18 protein-coding genes are annotated in these 18,914 nt (G+C 38.3%); 8 read left to right on the top strand and 10 right to left on the bottom strand.

Annotated elements, in window-relative coordinates; all coding sequences use genetic code 11:
* Nucleotides 1–78: 78 nt before the first annotated feature.
* A complete protein-coding gene (gene nth, locus MCS_RS04905; RefSeq protein ID WP_004856147.1) occupies nucleotides 79–819 on the bottom strand; it encodes an endonuclease III in 741 nt (246 codons plus the stop codon).
* A 116-nt stretch (nucleotides 820–935) separates the two neighbouring features.
* On the opposite strand from nth, the gene MCS_RS04910 reads away from it, so the two are divergent.
* Both MCS_RS04910 and MCS_RS04915 read left to right on the top strand, forming a co-directional pair.
* On the top strand, nucleotides 936–1,367 hold the full coding sequence (locus tag MCS_RS04910; RefSeq protein WP_004856148.1) for an Hsp20 family protein: 432 nt from the start codon (nucleotides 936–938) through the stop codon (nucleotides 1,365–1,367).
* Nucleotides 1,368–1,397: 30 nt separating this feature from the next.
* On the top strand, nucleotides 1,398–1,649 hold the full coding sequence (locus MCS_RS04915) for a BQ00720 family protein (protein ID WP_004856149.1): 252 nt from the start codon (nucleotides 1,398–1,400) through the stop codon (nucleotides 1,647–1,649).
* Nucleotides 1,650–2,000: 351 nt separating this feature from the next.
* On the opposite strand, the gene MCS_RS04920 is transcribed toward MCS_RS04915, so the two are convergent.
* Nucleotides 2,001–2,588 carry a transglycosylase SLT domain-containing protein gene (locus tag MCS_RS04920; RefSeq protein ID WP_004856150.1) on the bottom strand — a complete coding sequence of 196 codons (588 nt, stop codon included), beginning with the start codon at nucleotides 2,586–2,588 and terminating at the stop codon, nucleotides 2,001–2,003.
* 103 nt (nucleotides 2,589–2,691) lie between these two features.
* Nucleotides 2,692–3,876, bottom strand: coding sequence for a DNA recombination protein RmuC (locus tag MCS_RS04925; RefSeq protein ID WP_004856151.1), 1,185 nt, complete (start codon nucleotides 3,874–3,876; stop codon nucleotides 2,692–2,694).
* 90 nt (nucleotides 3,877–3,966) lie between these two features.
* Here MCS_RS04925 and def point away from each other — a divergent pair, with 90 nt between their 5' ends.
* Genes def through truA form a run of 3 tightly spaced genes read left to right on the top strand, consistent with a single transcriptional unit; the run spans nucleotide 3,967 to nucleotide 6,174 of the window.
* Nucleotides 3,967–4,500 (top strand): peptide deformylase, encoded by a 534-nt coding sequence (def, locus tag MCS_RS04930; protein ID WP_004856152.1) that lies wholly within the window; start codon nucleotides 3,967–3,969, stop codon nucleotides 4,498–4,500.
* Entirely contained in the window at nucleotides 4,500–5,429 is a 930-nt protein-coding gene (gene fmt / locus MCS_RS04935) for a methionyl-tRNA formyltransferase (RefSeq protein WP_004856153.1), read from the top strand. The genes def and fmt overlap by 1 nt, the downstream gene beginning before the upstream one ends.
* Before the next feature lies 1 nt (nucleotide 5,430).
* Nucleotides 5,431–6,174, top strand: a complete 744-nt coding sequence (gene truA, locus MCS_RS04940; RefSeq protein WP_004856154.1) for a tRNA pseudouridine(38-40) synthase TruA — start codon at nucleotides 5,431–5,433, stop codon at nucleotides 6,172–6,174.
* Between the two features lie 32 nt (nucleotides 6,175–6,206).
* Here the strand turns inward: truA and MCS_RS04945 are convergent, their stop codons facing one another.
* The gene (locus MCS_RS04945) at nucleotides 6,207–7,070 is read right to left on the bottom strand and encodes an LOG family protein (RefSeq protein WP_004856156.1); all 864 of its coding nucleotides are present in this window, start codon (nucleotides 7,068–7,070) and stop codon (nucleotides 6,207–6,209) included.
* A 106-nt stretch (nucleotides 7,071–7,176) separates the two neighbouring features.
* Between MCS_RS04945 and dapD the strand changes: the two genes are divergently transcribed.
* Nucleotides 7,177–8,025, top strand: coding sequence for a 2,3,4,5-tetrahydropyridine-2,6-dicarboxylate N-succinyltransferase (dapD, locus tag MCS_RS04950; RefSeq protein WP_004856157.1), 849 nt, complete (start codon nucleotides 7,177–7,179; stop codon nucleotides 8,023–8,025).
* 79 nt (nucleotides 8,026–8,104) lie between these two features.
* Here dapD and lepA read toward each other — a convergent pair whose 3' ends face one another.
* The 5 genes from lepA to dnaK form a co-directional block, all read right to left on the bottom strand.
* Complete coding sequence (gene lepA / locus MCS_RS04955; protein ID WP_024864142.1) at nucleotides 8,105–9,910, bottom strand: translation elongation factor 4; 1,806 nt, start codon at nucleotides 9,908–9,910, stop codon at nucleotides 8,105–8,107.
* Nucleotides 9,911–10,021: 111 nt separating this feature from the next.
* On the bottom strand, nucleotides 10,022–10,936 hold the full coding sequence (locus MCS_RS04960; RefSeq protein WP_004856159.1) for a DMT family transporter: 915 nt from the start codon (nucleotides 10,934–10,936) through the stop codon (nucleotides 10,022–10,024).
* Nucleotides 10,937–10,970: 34 nt separating this feature from the next.
* A complete protein-coding gene (argB, locus tag MCS_RS04965; protein ID WP_004856160.1) occupies nucleotides 10,971–11,876 on the bottom strand; it encodes an acetylglutamate kinase in 906 nt (301 codons plus the stop codon).
* Nucleotides 11,877–12,776: 900 nt separating this feature from the next.
* Nucleotides 12,777–13,919 (bottom strand): molecular chaperone DnaJ, encoded by a 1,143-nt coding sequence (gene dnaJ / locus MCS_RS04970; protein ID WP_004856161.1) that lies wholly within the window; start codon nucleotides 13,917–13,919, stop codon nucleotides 12,777–12,779.
* A gap of 157 nt (nucleotides 13,920–14,076) precedes the next feature.
* Entirely contained in the window at nucleotides 14,077–15,975 is a 1,899-nt protein-coding gene (gene dnaK / locus MCS_RS04975) for a molecular chaperone DnaK (RefSeq protein WP_004856162.1), read from the bottom strand.
* 696 nt (nucleotides 15,976–16,671) lie between these two features.
* On the opposite strand from dnaK, the gene MCS_RS04980 reads away from it, so the two are divergent.
* Nucleotides 16,672–17,220, top strand: a complete 549-nt coding sequence (locus MCS_RS04980) for a copper chaperone PCu(A)C (RefSeq protein ID WP_004856163.1) — start codon at nucleotides 16,672–16,674, stop codon at nucleotides 17,218–17,220.
* A 126-nt stretch (nucleotides 17,221–17,346) separates the two neighbouring features.
* On the opposite strand, the gene lysM is transcribed toward MCS_RS04980, so the two are convergent.
* Nucleotides 17,347–17,802: a peptidoglycan-binding protein LysM gene (lysM, locus tag MCS_RS04985; RefSeq protein ID WP_004856164.1), complete on the bottom strand. Its 456-nt coding sequence runs from the start codon at nucleotides 17,800–17,802 to the stop codon at nucleotides 17,347–17,349.
* Nucleotides 17,803–18,177: 375 nt separating this feature from the next.
* On the opposite strand from lysM, the gene MCS_RS04990 reads away from it, so the two are divergent.
* The gene (locus tag MCS_RS04990) at nucleotides 18,178–18,900 is read left to right on the top strand and encodes a response regulator transcription factor (protein WP_004856165.1); all 723 of its coding nucleotides are present in this window, start codon (nucleotides 18,178–18,180) and stop codon (nucleotides 18,898–18,900) included.
* Nucleotides 18,901–18,914 lie beyond the last annotated feature (14 nt).

Raw genomic sequence — 18,914 nt, forward strand, 5'->3', positions numbered from 1 at the left:
AAACAGCCACGGCATGCCCTGCCGGGCGGCTTCAAAAGCACTCTCATAAGCTAGTATATAAAAAATAGCAAGACCATATCAAAAAAAAATCGGAGGGCCATTGCCTTGAACTTCAACCAAAGGTGCTGGAATTGTATTTGTTTTTATGGTAGCTTTACAAAGATCAGCAATAATGCATTGCGCACATTGTACTTTACGTGCTTGGCAAATATAACGCCCATGTAAAATAAGCCAATGATGCGCATGACGAAGATAACCAACTGGTATAATCTTTAGCAACTTTTTTTCGACAATCTCTGGTGTTTTGCCGGGTGCCAAACCAAGACGGTTTCCAAGACGAAAAATATGTGTGTCCACCGCCATCGTAGGACGACCAAAAGCAACATTTAAAACAACATTCGCTGTTTTACGCCCCACACCAGGAAGTGCCATAAGGGCTTCACGATTATCAGGCACTTGACCACCATATTGATTAATTAAAAAGTTGCAAAGTGCATAAACATTGCGTGCTTTTGCTCGCCAGAGACCAATTGCACGGATGTGACGTGCAATTTCTTCTTCTCCCAATACAATCATTTTTTCCGGTTTATCAGCAAGACGAAATAATTCTTTTGTTGCTTTATTAACACTCGCATCTGTCGCTTGAGCCGAAAGCACAACTGCAACCAAAAGAGTAAAAGCATTGGTGTAGATAAGATCACTCTTGGGAAACGGGCGCTGAACAGAAAAACGACGAAAGATTTCTTCTATTTCGTCTTCACTATACAATATTCCAGCAACTTTTCTTGCTTTTGATGATTTTATTATACTTTGAGTCATTAAACTCTCTTATCTTCTCTCTTGAAGTTATCATTCATGCTCGCCATATGAAAGAAATGCAGCGAACATTTTTAGAAGTTTAATCTGGTAAAGCCGCTTTGAAGAGGATACGCACAATGACACATGTGACGCCTTTCTCCAATCCCTTTCTTTTAGGATTTGAAACGGTAGAGAAAACATTGCAACGTATTGGTAAAGCTGATGAAGCTTATCCAGCCTACAATATTGAGCGTTTGAATAAAAATGATGATGATGCAAGCCATATCCGCATAACTTTGGCTGTTGCTGGATTCAAAATCAATAATCTCAGTATTATGCTAGATGATAATCAACTAATTATTCATGGTAAACAAATAGACAATCAAAACCATCAGTATTTATATCGCGGCATAGCGGCACGCCAATTCCAACGTACCTTTGTTCTCGCTGAAGGAATGAAAGTCACAAATGCTGAGTTGAAAAATGGTCTCTTATCGATTAACTTACATCAACCGAAATTAAAAAAACAAGTGGAGCAGATTCCAATCAATGTCAGCAGTGGTGAGTAAGAGAAATTAAGTCATTAAAGGAACAGTAAAATGGGAGAGCATAAACAAAATTTATCATTGCAGGATATGACTCGCTCTGACGCGGGACAGATTGCCTATTTAAAACAAGTTTGTACAGACGACCTCGCCAAAAACTTTCCAGATCTTCCACCAATGACCCCAGGAATTACAATATGGGCTCTCTTTGGTGAGACCGGTTACCCTATAATTTTGTCCGATGAACGCTCTATTGCTCTTGCTGGCGCTAACGAACATGAGTTACACGTTGTAACTTTACACTAAGGCCTCTTACAAAAAATAATAAATCCTTTTATGGATGAATTAAAAGAAAACTTTTTCGATTTTAGAAACACCATAACTCTTTTCAGTAGGAAAGTGTAATCGTTTTTAATTTTGTGTTATCCTCACACGATATTTTCGCATTAAATATTCTTTTTTGCTTCTTTTCTTTTGTAAAAGGTAAAGCCTTTATACAAGCATCCTTTACATAACACATATTACAAAAGCTTTCTGCTATATAAATGTGCTTAATTTGTACAATCCAATGAGAGCACGACTCTTCACTAGTTATGAGGAATTCTCAGATTATCTGCAAAACAAATACAATTCTTGAGAGAGATTTCCCTCATTCTCTTAACGCCGCCCACATGCTTTTAATTGTTGTGCATATTGTCTAGATATCTTAGCCATACGCTGTGCTTTCTCTGAAAGTACACCTGTAACACGTCCCCCACTACGCGCATAAGCACCATGCCCCATATGATAATTTAAATAAAGGTTATATGCATCATCAAACCTCACTCCATTGTGTTGAACAGTTTGACGATGATACCAAGCAACAAAATCAGCAGCATCTGCAAAATTACTACGCCGCGCAAAAGACTTTCCTGTAGAACGAAGATACATATTCCATGTGCTGTCAAGTGCTTGAGAATAACCGTATGCAGATGACTGACGTTTCCATGGAATAAAACCAAAAAGTTTTGTGCGTGGAGGGCGTGCATTGTGACGAAAACTCGATTCCATATTAATGGTTGCAAGAATAATAGGCATGGGAATCCCGTAGCGCATTTCTGCTTTTTTAGAAGCCTTCCCCCAATTATCAAAAAAACCATCTTTTTGCGCCAAAATAGCACAGGCATTATTTGTATATTTTGGGGTAGTCGTTCCACATCCCCCCAGTAGAAACACCAATGCCCCTAAAAACAAAAGGCGTCTCATACTTTCTCTTCCTTTCATTGAAAAATAACGGGATATGGATACTAAAAAATGATTACCAATCAATAAAAAATATGCTCTCACTTATTGTACAAAAAGCTTTGCTTTATTCCTCATCAACTAGACGTAATGTTTGCGGCTGAATAGGAGTTTTTATTTGCGCTGGCATAGCGCTATTTTCTTTTAATTCAAATGCTTCAATTCGATCAGCCCGTTTTATAATTTTAGAGGATGATATTAAAATAGCCTCAATATCTTCACCTGCTTTATGAAAATGCTTCTGTAACGCGCGAACACGCATATCCATTCGTCCAAAATCGTCCATCAATTTTGCTACTTCCGATTGAATCAAATGCGCTTGTTCACGCATCCGCGCATCTTTCATAATAGTTTGTACAACCTGAATAGATAACATCAACAAAGACGGTGATACAATAATCACATGTGCCCGATTGGCTTTTTGTACTAATGGCTCAAAATCTTCATAAATTGTCGCAAAAATAGATTCCGAAGGCACAAAGAGAAAAGCAGTGTCATGGGTTTCTCCAGGAATCAAATATTTTTGCGCTATATCACGAATATGAACTTCCATATCTGTGCGAAATTGACGTTCTGCTTCCTGTCGTTCCTGAGCTGTTGCTGCTTTACGCATAGCATTCCAAGCCTCCAAAGGAAATTTTGCATCAATAACAAGAGAAGGAGTCTTATTCGGCATATGAATGAGACAATCTGGTCGCTTTCCATTTGAAAGAACAGCCTGAAAAACATAGGCATTCGCTGGTAGAGCATCAGCAATAATTGCTTCCATTCTCCCCTGACCAAAAGTACCGCGCGTCTGCTTATTACTCAGAATAGCTTGTAACTGAACAACTTGTCCGGTAAGAGACTGAATATTATTTTGCGCTGCATCAATTACCGCTAAACGCTCTTGCAAACGAGTCAGATTTTCATAAGTAGACTTGGTCTGCACCTGAAGCGTTTGACCTATATTCGCTGTCATTCCATTGAGTTGCTCACTGAGTGATTTATTCAATTCTGCTTGCCTTTGACCAAAAATTTCGGCCATAGTCTGCATCCGTCCTTGCATTTCAGCTTGTGCTTTTAATAATGCAGCCATTTGCTCTTGTGCCTCACGAGTACGTTCAGCAATTTCATTTTCCAAAAGTGCCTTTTTTCGCTGAGAACGTATTAGCATGAAAAATGCCAAGCAAATGAGTACAAGTAAAAGCAGAACTACCAGTTGCGCAAAAAGCTCGCCAAAGAGCTGAAAAGAAAAAAACGAATCAGACATAAAAAGTAATATAACGCTCTTATTGTAAAAAATTGCAAGAATCTGTTATCCTATGTTGACCCATAACAAACCATTGATTAATTTATACTTATGCCAATAAGACCTTTAGTTACTTTACCTGCCCCTATTTTACGGGAAATCTCCAAACCAGTCGAGCATATCGATCCAACGATCCAAAGGCTTGCTGATGATATGTTGGACACAATGTATGATGCTCGAGGTATTGGTCTTGCTGCTATTCAAATTGGAATACCGCTGCGTATGTTAGTTATAGATGTCTCCGGAAATGATACTACAAAAGATCCACTTGTTATTATCAATCCTGAAATCTTATGGCTTTCAGACGAACGCAATCTTTACAAAGAAGGTTGTCTTTCTATTCCTGAATATTATGCGGAAGTTGAGCGTCCTAAACGCCTCTGTGTTCGTTATCAAAATCGTGAAGGAAAACAGATAGAAATTGAAGCAGATGACCTCTTGGCTACTTGCTTACAACACGAAATAGACCATTTAAATGGTCTCCTTTTTATTGATCATATTTCGAAACTCAAACGTGATATGGTGATACGAAAATTTAAAAAACACGCAAAAAAAGAAAAAGATACACAGAAAGAAATTTTGTAATGGCATTGCGATTAAGTTTTATGGGAACGCCTGATTTTTCTGTTCCCATTTTACATGCTTTGTTGGATGCCGGTCATGATATTGCAGCTGTTTATACCCAACCCCCTCGCCCAGCAGGACGTCGTGGTCTTAAGTTGATCCCCTCACCGGTTCAAAATGCAGCGCAAGCACAATCTCTTCCCATATTTACGCCTCAAACGCTTAAAACAGCCGAAGAGCAAGCTCGATTTGCAGCACTTTCTGTTGATGTCGCTGTTGTTGTTGCTTATGGATTACTTCTGCCAAAAAATATTCTTGAAATACCACGCTTTGGTTGTTTTAATGCCCATGCTTCATTGTTACCGCGTTGGCGTGGTGCAGCACCTATTCAGCGCGCCATTATGGCTGGTGATACAAAAACCGGAATGATGATTATGAAAATGGATGAAGGACTTGATACAGGGCCTATTGCTCTCTCTCAATCTATCTCTATCACTGATAACATGACGAGCTGTGAACTTTCAAATAAACTTTCACATATAGGTGCAGAACTTATGATAAAAACTCTGTCAATTCTTGAAAAGGGTCAGCTTAAACTTACCCCACAATCAGGGGAAGGCATAACCTACGCTTCCAAAATCAAAAAAGAAGAGACCCGCATTGATTGGACAAAGTCTGCAGAACTTATTCATAGGTATATTCGCGCATTTTTTCCCTCTCCTGGCTGCTGGTGCAACATGAATATCAGCGGACGAGAAGAGCGCGTAAAAATTCTTGGAAGTCGCTTAACAACGGGTCCTTCTCTTGAAATTGGTCGGATAGAACCAGATTCTTTGGTTGTCCATTGCGGACAAGGACGTTTAGAAATAACCCATCTCCAAAGATCTGGTGGTAAAATTCTTGATAGCGCCACATTTTTGCGAGGTGCTCATATTTCTACTGTTTTTTAACATGCCACGTTTTAAACTCACCCTTGAATATGATGGCTCAAATTACGCCGGCTGGCAGCGCCAAGCGGAACTCCCCACCATACAAAGAGCTCTTGAACAAGCTATTTTTCACTTTTGCAGCCAACAACTAACCATTACGACAGCCGGTCGAACTGATGCTGGTGTGCACGCTACGGGGCAAGTTGCACATGTTGATTTTGAAAAAAACTGGCATACACACACTGTGCGTGATGCGCTCAATGCGCATTTACAAAAACAAGGGGAAAATATTTCGATCTTAAATGTACAAAATGTCCCCGATGACTTTGATGCACGTTTTTCCGCAGTTAAACGCCATTATCTTTTTAAAATTCTCAATCGCCGCTCACCACCAGCTCTAAACGCCAAACGCGTGTGGTGGTTGCCTAAACCCCTCAATGCTGAAGCCATGCATGAAGCTGCCCAAAAGCTTGTAGGACAACATGATTTTACCACTTTCCGCTCAGCTCATTGCCAAGCCAAAAGCCCTATTCGCACCCTTGAACGCCTTGATGTTCAACGAGAAGGAGAAGAGATTTTTCTCTATGCACAAGCCCGCTCTTTTCTTCATCATCAAATCCGTTCATTTGCAGGAAGTCTCATGGAGGTAGGAATCGGACGCTGGACAATACAAGATCTTGAAGCAGCTCTACACGCTAAAGATCGGACACGTTGTGGTGTTGTCGCACCACCTTCAGGACTTTATTTGACCAAAGTGGAATATTAACTATCCTGCAAAAATTACTTCTTCAAAAGTAATTAAGAAAGCTTATAAAAGGAACGAATTTCTTCAAAAGCTTCCGCTGCTGTACTAACAAATGTCATCAGTGTGAGATCGAAAGGAGAAATTGCACCTTGCGCAGATAAATACTCAAAATTTATAACATTGTTCCAAAATTCTTTGCCAAACATCAAAATTGGAACTTTTTTCATCCGTCCTGTTTGTATTAAAGTTAAAGTTTCAAACAACTCATCTAAAGTGCCAAATCCTCCAGGAAAAATAACTAATGCTTTTGCACGCATTAAAAAATGCATTTTGCGCATCCCAAAATAATGAAAATTAAAACACAATTGTGGCGTCACATAAAGATTAGGCTTTTGCTCATGTGGTAAAACAACATTTAAACCAATCGTTGGTGCACCAACATCAGCAGCACCACGATTTCCTGCTTCCATTACCCCTGGACCTCCCCCTGTGACAACAACAAATTCACGATACTTAGTCGTAGCAGAATAGCATGAGCACAAACGCGCAAACTCCCTTGCCTCATCGTAATAATGAGACATTGCATGCAAATTTTTCTTTTGCGTTTCATTTTTCGCGGCCCATGCTGCTTGCCCAGGTTCAGGAATACGTGCTCCACCAAATAAAACAACTGTTGACTGAATGTCATATTCCTGAAGTATTATTTCTGGTTTTAAAAACTCAAGACCAATACGCTGTGAACGAAGTTCAGGACGCATCATAAAATCCTGATCAACATAAGCCAAACGATAAGTAGGCGAACACATTTGCTCTGTATCAGAAATTTCATCTATCTGTTGTATAATATCCTTTGCATGAATAAGTGGCGTCCAAACCGTTTTCTTTTCTCTTCTTTTTTTCTTATTGCCTTTTTTCATGCACCTCTCCTACTGCCTCATCGTTTTATTGACTGAATGTATTTCTTAGCGTAGGTCATAAAGAATAAATCTTGAAGCTTTCAACTTGTTTAACGGAATTCTTGTTATGACCACTCTCACACAGCTTGAAATGATTATTGAAAAGGCATTTGATGATCGCAATTCTATAAATACCATCACAAAGGGTGAAGCCCGTGAAAGTGTTGAACATGCATTAAACCTTCTTGATAAAGGTGAAGTCCGTGTAGCAGAACGTCAAAAAAATGGACAATGGCATGTTCATCAATGGTTAAAAAAAGCCGTCCTTCTTTCTTTTCGGCTCAATCCTATGCAAATTATTGCCGGTGGGATAAATGGAACATATTGGTGGGATAAAATCCCTTCAAAATTTTCTGGTTGGCAAGAAGCTGACTTTACAAAAGCTGATTTCCGTTCCGTTCCCGGAGCAATTGTACGCCATTCTGCCTATATTGCTCCCAATGTTATATTGATGCCATCCTTTGTAAATCTTGGTGCCTTTATCGATGAGGGAACAATGGTTGATGCGTGGGCTACCGTTGGTTCTTGTGCACAAATTGGCAAACATGTTCATCTTTCTGGCGGTGTTGGTATTGGAGGCGTATTAGAACCGCTACAAGCAAACCCAACGATTATTGAAGATCATTGTTTTATCGGTGCACGCTCTGAAGTTGTTGAAGGCTGCATTATCCGTGAAGGTGCAGTTTTAGGGATGGGAGTTTTTATTGGAAAATCCACAAAGATTATTGATCGTATAACAGGCGAAGTTTTTATAGGTGAAGTACCTGCCTATTCTGTCGTAGTCCCAGGCTCCCTCCCTGGAAAACCATTACCAAATGGTGAAGCTGGTCCCAACCTTTATTGCGCTGTCATCGTAAAACGTGTTGACCAAAGAACGCGAGAAAAAACATCTATTAATGACCTGTTGCGCGATTAAAAAGTATTTTTAGAAATTTGAACCAGGTCATAAAATACAAAAGCCCACTCAAAGAGGGAGAATTCTCCTTCTTTTTTCATTATTTGTTCATTTTAAGTGCTTCAATAAAAGCTGATTGCGGAATTTCTACTTTCCCAAATTGACGCATTCGCTTTTTGCCTTCTTTTTGCTTTTCTAAAAGTTTGCGCTTACGCGTCACATCTCCCCCGTAACACTTAGCTGTTACATCTTTACGCAAAGCACGAATTGTTTCCCGCGCAATGATTTTACCACCAATCGCTGCTTGAACTGGAATCTGAAACATATGCTGAGGAATAAGATCTTTCAGTTTTTCGCACATAGAACGTCCACGCTTTTCTGCAATAGTACGGTGAACAAGCATCGATAATGCATCAATAGGCTCTCCATTCACCAAAATAGACATTTTAACTAAATCGCCCTCTGCATAATCCGTCATTTGATAATCAAAAGAAGCATAACCCTTTGAGATTGACTTTAAACGATCATAAAAATCAAAAACGACTTCATTCAGTGGTAAATCATAAGTCACCATTGCACGTGTACCAACATACGATAAACCAACCTGTAACCCACGTCGTTCTTGGCAAAGCTCTAAAATCGATCCAAGATAGTTATCAGGAGTCATGATTGTCGCCCGAATCCATGGTTCTTCAATAGTAGAAATTTTAACAATATCAGGCATATCCGCTGGATTGTGTAATTCCTTAACAGAACCATCATTCATATTCATGCGATAAACAACCGAAGGTGCTGTCGCAATTAAATCCAAATTAAATTCGCGTTCTAATCGTTCTTGAACAATTTCAAGATGGAGAAGCCCTAAAAAACCACAACGAAAACCAAAACCCAGTGCTGCCGATGTCTCCATTTCAAAAGAAAAACTAGCATCATTTAAACGTAATTTGCCCATGGCTGTACGTAAATCATCAAAATCAGCAGCATCAATGGGAAAAAGCCCACAAAATACAACTGGTTGCGCAGGTTTAAACCCAGGTAATGCTTCTTCACAAGAGCGGCGTTCCTCCGTAATGGTATCACCAACCCGTGTATCAGCAACTTCCTTAATAGAAGCCGTTATAAAGCCAATCTCTCCTGGTCCTAATTCATCAACTTGGATCATTTTTGGGGTAAAGACTCCAACACGTTCAACTGGATATTTTACCCCTGTACCCATCATACGAATGATTTGACCTTTTTTTAAGATCCCATCTATTACGCGTACTAAAACAATGACACCAAGATAACTATCATACCAACTATCAACCAACATTGCTTTCAAAGGTTTTGTAACATCTCCAATATGTGGAGCAGGCAATTGTGTTACAATTGCCTCTAAAACATCTGGAACCCCCAATCCTGTCTTGGCCGAGATTTCTACTGCTCTCGATGTATCAATGCCAATCACATCTTCAATTTGTTCTTTAACACGCTCAGGTTCTGCCGCAGGAAGATCAACCTTATTGAGCACAACAACCAGCTCATGAGAATTATCAATAGCTTGATAAACATTCGCCAACGTCTGCGCCTCTACACCTTGGCTTGCATCTACCACCAAAAGTGAACCTTCACAAGCTGCCAATGAGCGCGAAACCTCATAAGCAAAATCAACATGACCAGGTGTATCAATAAGATTTAAAATATAGGTTTTACCATCCCTTGCTTTATAATGTAAACGTACCGTTTGTGCCTTAATAGTAATCCCACGTTCACGCTCAATATCCATGGAATCAAGCACTTGCTCTTTCATCTCTCGTGTTTCAAGCCCCCCTGTCATTTGAATCAAACGATCAGCCAAAGTTGACTTTCCATGATCAATATGAGCCACAATGGAAAAATTACGGATATAATTACGATTTATTGTCATAGGAGGCGATTTAGCAAAGAATAGTACAAAACGCAAAGACCAATTCTCATAACCTAAAAAATGAAGCTTTTGTTCGCTCAAAAATAAAATTCCAACAAGAAAAATGCCAAATTAATCAATTTTTTCAATAATTTTATCTTTTTTACGCCATTGTGAAGGTTGTAATTCAGCTACAATAATCCCAATCAGAATCAATAACCCACCAAATAAAGCTAAAGAAGATAAACGCTCACCAGCTAAACGCCCAACTATACCAGCCCATACAGGCTCACCTGCGTAAATAAGTGTTGCACGCGTAGGCGAAATAGATTTTTGTGCCCAATTCATTGCCAATTGAATGATAGCACTCATCAATGCCAACCCTATACCAATACTCAACCATATCCATGAAAATTCAGGAATGCTTTCACCCATCAAAGGCATAAAAGAAAATGAAAAAAGACCACCAAAAAATAACTGTATAATTGTTATGCGCCGGCTATCAACCTTGCTGGCAAAAAATCCGATGAGCATAATTTCTCCAGCAATTGCTAAAGCGCCTAACAACGTTAAAATTTCACCTCTTGAAAAATCAAGCCTATCTAATTTTTGTCCAGAAATAAACATAAGCCCAATAAAAGCAAAAATAATTCCAACCCAACTAGCTAAACGGGGAGGTTTCTTAAAAACAATCCATTGCAATATTGGAACCATTGGCACATAAAGCGCAGTGATAAAAGCCGACTGACTACTGATAATTGTTTGCAACCCTGCAGCTTGCAAAGCATATCCAAGAAACATGCCAAAGCCAATAGCCATTCCTGCAAAAATTTCATAAGTTGTTAAACCTTTCATAGAACGTCCAAAAATTATCCCACACATAAGCGAAGCAACAATAAAACGAAATCCAACAAAAAAGAGGGGACCACTATAGCCTACTGCAATATGAATCACTAAAAATGTAATGCCCCACAATATTGTTGCTGCAAATAATGCCAATTCCTGTTTGCTTAATAAAGGGTATTTCAACTGTTTTATATTAACCATGAAAGATTTTATCCTCCAATTTATCCTGTACATCTCATGAAACGATAAGCGTTCCGACTCCCTGTTCAGTAAACAGTTCTAACAGGACAGAATGGGGAGTTTTACCATTTAAGATAACCACACCTTCAACGCCATTTTGAAGAGCCTGTATACAAGTCTGTACTTTTGGAATCATACCATTTGAAATTGTTCCATTTTTTATGAGATTTTCAGCTTCCGAAATGGTCAATTCCTTTAAAAGATTTCCGCCACTATCCAATACACCAGGCACATCCGTTAAAAATAAAAGGCGTTTGGCTTCCAAAGCACCGGCAATAGATCCAGCAAAAATATCCGCATTGATATTATAAGTTTTGCCATCGCGACCCGGAGCTACAGGAGCGAGAACAGGAATCATTTCAGAACACGCTAAAAGATCTAGCAATGTGCGATCAACTTCAACAGGCTCACCGACAAATCCCAAATCTAAAACACGTTCAATATTCGAATCAGGATCAACCACAGTTTTATAAGCCTTTTCAGCAAAAACCATATTGCCATCTTTACCACACAGCCCTATTGCCCATTCACCTTCAGCATTAATAAGAGCAACAATTTCTTTATTGATGGAACCCGCCAAAACCATTTCAACAACTTCAACGATCCTCTCATCGGTTACGCGTAAACCATTTTCAAATCGTGATTCAATTCCCATTTTCATTAAAATTTTAGCAATTTGAGGACCTCCACCATGAACCACAACGGGGTTAATGCCTGATTGTTTTAACAGGGCAACATCACGCGCAAATGCACGCCCTAAAGCAGGATCACCCATAGCATGACCGCCATATTTCACAACAACCGTTTCATTTTCGTATTTTTGCATGTATGGCAAAGCAGACGATAAAAATGCTGCTTGTTGTTTAAAAACATCTGCAGCACCATTTTTCACATCATCCATTAAATAGAATCTCCTTATCGCTCTTTAGCATCTCTCAAATGGAGTTTAAAAAAGTGAAAATAAATTCTACTCTATCCATCCTCGAAAATCGTCAATTTTCCTTAAAATCACAAACAAAATAATAAAAAGATGAGGCAAAGATTGATTCTTTAAAAATTAAAATCGAAACATTGAACAAAATAGGCGTACAAAACGTTATCATCCTATACCCTTAGATATAAAATTTCAGCAGAATTTATTAAAGAAACTTTTAAGCTATATCACATTTTCAATTAAATAGTCCTATCCTATAGGAGAAGCTTTTACAAGAAGACGAATCTATACAACTTCCAGTTTTGGAAGATAAAAGCTAAATTTCTTATCATAGTAAATAATTAACTGCCATATTGCTAAAATAAGACAAAAATTCCCCCATAATACATACTATGGAAAACAGAAATACTTCAAAGGAACTTGCCAGCATAAATTTAGCATCGCCCCCTTACTCGAACATACAAACTTACTTAAAGTCATCTACAACATTACTAAACATACTGAACTTTCTCGTGATAATGAAAACTATCCATTGATAGCACTAACAAGACATAATAAAAAACTAAAATACTCTTTAACAAAATTCATCTGATCATAAAATGAAAATTACCATTTCTGTTAATAACACTAAGAATATTGTTTATATTTTCAACGTCTTATCACAAAAATAAACTATCATCTAAATCTCATAGCTCCCTAAAAAAATCTTTCCGTGGAGCTATGAAATAAAACATACAAATCAACACAAAAGAGAATGTTAAGCTTTCCAAAAACTTTTGCACAATAAGCAATTTTTTTTAATAGTCTTTCAAGTGCACACTTTCCACCTTATTCATTTTAACGAGCATTCATCCTGATAGGCTTTTATTAATTTTGACCAGAAATATTTTCAAAAAATTCTTTCATACGTGCAAAAAAACCATGCGATTGTGGCGAGTTTTCGTGATTTGAAATTTTCTCGAATTCTTGCAACAATTTACGTTGTTCTTCCGTCAATTTTTGCGGTGTTTCAATCGTGATATGAATATAAAGATCACCTCTTGCTTGTTGGCGTAACATGGGCATTCCCTTGCCTTTAAGGCGAAACTGGCGACCATTTTGAGTCCCCTCTGGAACTCTAACACGCGCTTTAACACCATCAAGATCGGAAACCTCAAATTCGCCTCCCAAAGCAGCTGTAACCATTGAAATAGGAACACGACAGTGAAGATCTGCCCCATCTCGTTGAAAAAATTCATGTGGTTTAATGGAAAGAAAAATATAAAGATCACCACTAGGTCCACCACGAATGCCGGCATCTCCCTCACCAGAAAGACGAACACGTGTACCATCTTCAATACCAGCTGGAATGTTCACGCTCAATGAACGATTTTTTTCTACTCGTCTTGTCCCTTGGCATTTTGGACATGGATCGGTAATTGTTTCACCACGTCCATGACATGTAGGGCATGTTCTCTCAATAGAGAAAAAGCCTTGCGCAACACGCACACGTCCAGCCCCATGACACATCCCACAAACTTGTGGTTTAGAGCCCTTTTTCGCCCCCGATCCTTCACAAGCATCACAAATAACAGAACTGGGAATAGTAATTTCCGCGGTTTTTCCCGAAAATGCTTCTTCTAAGGTTACTTCCATATTATAGCTCAGATCTGCACCACGCTCACGGCCATCACTGCGCTTACGATGCCCTCCCCCCATAATTTCGCCAAAAAAGTCTTCAAAAATATCGGCAAATCCACCACCAGAAGCAAAACCACTAAAGGGATTTGCTCCCTCTCGGCCACCATTCTCAAAAGCTGCATGGCCAAATCGATCATAAGCAGCGCGTTTTTGAGGATCTTTGAGAACTTCATAGGCTTCACCAATTTCTTTGAACTTACGCTCTGCTTCTTTATCCCCCGCATTCCGATCAGGATGATATTGCATCGCCAACTTACGAAAAGCAGATTTTAGTTTTTTATCATCACATTCACGGGTCACGCCAAGAATTTCATAATAATCAATCTTCATCATGTATTCCTGATAAATTTATTGTCATCCGTTTTAAGAATAACATTTGCTTTCAATTTATATTTTAGCAAAAAAATTGCAACTAATCTCACATAATAAAGCCCAGCCTTATATTTCAAAGGCTGGGTTTATCAAGTAATTAACGCATTTACTTACACTACTTCTTCTTATCATTAACTTCTTCAAAATCAGCATCAACAATATCATCATTCTTTGTAGTATCATCTGCTTCAGTACTACTTGTTTCTGCTTGTGAAGATTCATACATAGCCTGTCCAAGTTTCATACTGACTTCTGCTAATTTCTGCATTTTTGTAGTTACTTCTCCAGTATCTGCGCTATCAAGTGCAGACTTCAAATCAGATATCGCGGTTTCAATCTGTTCTTTATCTTCAGCAGATACCTTATCGCCATATTCTGTCAACGATTTTTCCGTTGAATGAATAAGAGCTTCTGCTTGATTTTTCACCTCAACACCTTCACGACGCTTTTTGTCCTCAGCCGCATGCTCTTCCGCATCCTTTACCATTTTTTCAATGTCAGCATCACTCAAACCACCCGATGCTTGAATACGAATCTGATGTTCTTTACCTGTCCCTTTATCCTTGGCAGAAACATTTACAATACCATTCGCATCAATATCAAAAGTAACCTCAATCTGAGGAACACCACGTGGCGCCGGTGGAATACCAACAAGATCAAACTGAGCCAATAGTTTGTTATCATTAGCCATTTCACGCTCGCCTTGGAAAACACGAATAGTTACAGCATTTTGATTGTCATCAGCCGTTGAGAAAACTTGTGATTTTTTAGTTGGTATAGTGGTGTTTCGTTCAATGAGACGGGTAAAAACTCCACCCAGCGTTTCAATACCCAAAGACAAAGGTGTCACATCCAAGAGTAATACGTCTTTTACATCGCCCTGCAAGACACCCCCTTGGATAGCAGCACCCATTGCAACAACCTCATCAGGATTAACACCTTTGTGTGGATCCTTACCAAAGAAGCTTTGCACCACTTCCTGAATTTTGGGCATACGAGTCATACCACCCACTAAAACAACTTCATCAATTTCACCAGCTTTAAGTCCTGCATCTTTTAGTGCGGCCTTACAGGGCTCAATAGTACGCTGAACCAAATCATCAACCAGAGATTCAAATTTTGCTCGAGTCAATTTCATTGTTAAGTGCTTGGGACCCGATTGATCTGCTGTAATAAATGGCAAATTAATTTCTGTTTGCTGTGAAGCAGAAAGTTCAATCTTTGCTTTTTCTGCTGCTTCTTTTAAACGCTGCAACGCCAGCTTATCATTTTTCAGATCAATCCCTTGCTCTTTCTTGAATTCATCCGCAAAATAACCAACCAAACGCATATCAAAGTCTTCACCACCTAAAAATGTATCTCCATTGGTTGACTTTACTTCAAAAACGCCATCTCCGATTTCAAGCACAGAAATATCAAATGTACCGCCACCAAGATCGTAAACAGCAATGGTTTTTCCATCTTTCTTATCCAAACCATATGCTAAAGCAGCAGCTGTAGGCTCATTGATAATACGCAAAACCTCAAGCCCAGCAATTTTACCCGCATCTTTAGTTGCTTGACGTTGTGCATCATTAAAATAAGCGGGAACTGTAATAACCGCTTGCTCAACTTTTTCACCAAGATAAGATTCAGCCGTTTCTTTCATTTTTTGCAAAATCATAGCTGAAATTTGCGACGGAGAATATTTCTTACCTGCTTCTTCAACCCATGCATCACCATTATCACCTTTTACAATTTTGTAAGGTACAAGCGTTTTATCTTTTTCGACCATAGGATCGTCAAATCGCCGCCCAATTAGACGTTTAACTGCAAAAACTGTCCCTTCAGGATTTGTAACTGCTTGCCGTTTAGCCGGTTGCCCAACAAGCCGCTCACCTCCATCAGTAAAAGCAACAACAGAAGGTGTTGTCCGCGCTCCTTCTGAATTTTCAATAACCTTTGCGTTTTTGCCATCCATAACAGCAACACAAGAGTTAGTGGTTCCCAAATCAATACCAATTACTTTTGCCATATTATAATCTCCATTCAGCAAACTGCCTCAACCTTCATCAAGCATCTTACCAGACAGCTCCTTGATCAAACTCAAAGCCCGTTTTTCATTTTACACAAACAATAAATTGAAAGTCGTAACAAGCTCTGTTGCTTGGTATATAAGAACCGGTTCTTATCCCTACAAGAGAATAATGAGAGAAACATCTCTAAAATAAAATTTTTCTTCAAAATAGGCATTTTATTTGTGTACCAACATTCCATTTACGAAAGGAAAACATGGGATCATAACATAGCCTTCTTAAAATTCTCATCAACATACCAATCTATAAAAACTAAAAATAATAAAAGTCCATAAACAAACAGCTTCCCTAGTCCTTAATCTCTCAGCTCCATGAGATATTTACATGATAGCTTTTAAAAAGTTTTATCTATCAATATACTCTTAACAGTTCTGTTCTTCATTGCTTCATTGTGCACTGCTGATCAAAAGTTACGCTTTAACATAGATCTAAACAAATCTTCTTATCTGAATACTTTTTAAATTTGCAAATACATGACATATTTAGGCTTTCTCTTTATCCTCTAAACAAATAGACTCATAAAAATCTATCCGCATATTATGATGCAAGCAATTCTCCCTTTTATTTTGAACAAAAACTCTGCTAAAAATAAACAAAGCATTCAAACAATGAATCTAAAAAAGGAGGGTAGATCAATGATAACATTTATCGCTAAAAGAATCAGAAATTTTATGTCTAAAGATCCTGTTCATGCATACCATCCACTCAAAAAGATTATCACAAATGTCGCATGGGCTTTTCTCTTTTCTTTCATGTCCCTACCCGCAGTAGCACAACAATATAAAGTTGGTGACATAGAAATTATTAACCCTTGGACACGTGAAACACCTAGAGGGATAAAAATTGGTAGTGGTTATTTGTACATTATTAACCACAGCAATACGCCGGATCGTTTGGTATCCGTCTTAGCAAATGGAGTACATACAACAGAAATTCATTCCATGGAAGTTGTGAATGATATTATGAAAATGGAAAAAATGCACAATGGTATTGAAATTCCAGGAAATGGTGAAATTACACTCAAACCCGGTGGAAATCATATCATGTTCGTAGGACTTGCACAGCCACTTAAATTAGGAGACAAAATTGGCGCAAAATTAGTATTTGAAAAAGCTGGTACAATTGATATTGAATTCTCTGTAAAAGCTATGAAAACATCTCCCAAGTTTGTTCCTACTGACTAAACTTTTTCATCACAATTAAATCAACTTTGTAACATAATAAAATGAGAAGTGTGGAGAAATTCTCACGCTTCTCATTTTTATCTAACACCGCAGAACATACACCATAAAAAATTATCTTCTGCTTGATTAAGATCTGTCAATTTCAGGAATACGTAAAACTTGACCAGGATAAATTTTATCTGGCGATTTCAGCATCGGCTTATTGGCTTCAAAAATGAATGTATTTTTATCACCATGCCCTTTTCCGTAAACTTCTTCAGCAATTTTCCAAAGATTATCACCAGATTTTACCTCATAAAAGTGAGAGGCTTTCATAGGTGTACTATCCACAATCTTTAATTGATCAATATCAACAGACGAAATACCTTGCGAATTGCCAACAACTAAAAGCGCTTTTTCAAGTGTTTCCCTGTCTGGAACCTCGCCACTCAAAATAGCTTTACCATTTTCAACCCGAATATTCACTTTTTCTGCACCAAGCTTAAAATTATCAAACGCAGTCTTAAAATCTTTTTCGTCTGGCTCATGATCCCCTATACCAAGCTTTTCACCAACCGTTTTAATAAAATTAAAAAATCCCATTATAACCTCCTTTCGTGTAGTGGAGGCAAATTCTTTGCACATATGTCACCACACTATTTTCTTTGCTCTTAAAACAGATAGGAGAGTTTCTTAAACTTCAACAATCAACAACAAACATGTTCAATTTTGGGACAGTAACTATCATAAATCTTGATAAAAAGTGCCTAAATGAAAATTTTATCCTGTATGAAGGGATCTTAATGCAGGCAAAAGCATTATAAAATTACAAATATAAAACAAGCTTTTATCATAAAAATGAAAGGTTTTTTATTCTGCTATTATTTGTATCACATTTGTTTTGCAAAAAAAATGTGAACTCCCATATAAATAGTGTAGGTGATTTGCTGCTATAGCAATAGAAAGGTCTAAGAAGCCATGAAGGATAATCCAACAATCACACAAACGATTGTACTTGTTGATGATGACCGTAATATTTTGACATCTTTGTCTTTTGCTCTTGAAACAGAAGGCTATCGCGTTGAAAGCTATACAGATGGAGCATCTGCACTCAAAGGCCTCACGCTACATCCTCCACACTTAGCTATTTTTGATATTAAAATGCCCCGAATGGATGGTATGGAGCTTTTGCGTCGATTACGTCAAAAATCTGATATTCCTGTTATCTTCCTTACTTCTAAGGATGACGAAATTGATGAACTGTTTGGTCTTAAAATGGGAGCTGACGATTTTATCACTAAACCTTTCTCTCAACGTCTTCTTATTGAACGAGTAAAAGCTATTTTACGCCGTTCCAATGCGCGTAATCAACCACTCGCAACGGGAGCCTCTCCTGCTTCTTCGCTTAAGCGTGGAGATCTTGTGATGGACCAAGAACGCCATACTTGTACATGGAAAGATAAACCTGTTATCTTAACTGTTACAGAATTCTTAATTCTCCAAACATTAGCACAAAGACCAGGAGTTGTGAAAAGTCGTGATGCTTTAATGGATGCTGCCTATAGTGATCAAGTCTACGTAGATGACCGTACCATTGATAGTCACATCAAACGTCTGCGTAAAAAATTTAAACAAGTGGATGATGATTTTGCAATGATTGAAACACTTTATGGTGTAGGTTATCGTTTCCACGAGGTGTAAAACTGTTTTGTCGC

It is taken from the genome of Bartonella doshiae NCTC 12862 = ATCC 700133, from assembly GCF_000278155.1.
Lineage (GTDB): Bacteria > Pseudomonadota > Alphaproteobacteria > Rhizobiales > Rhizobiaceae > Bartonella > Bartonella doshiae.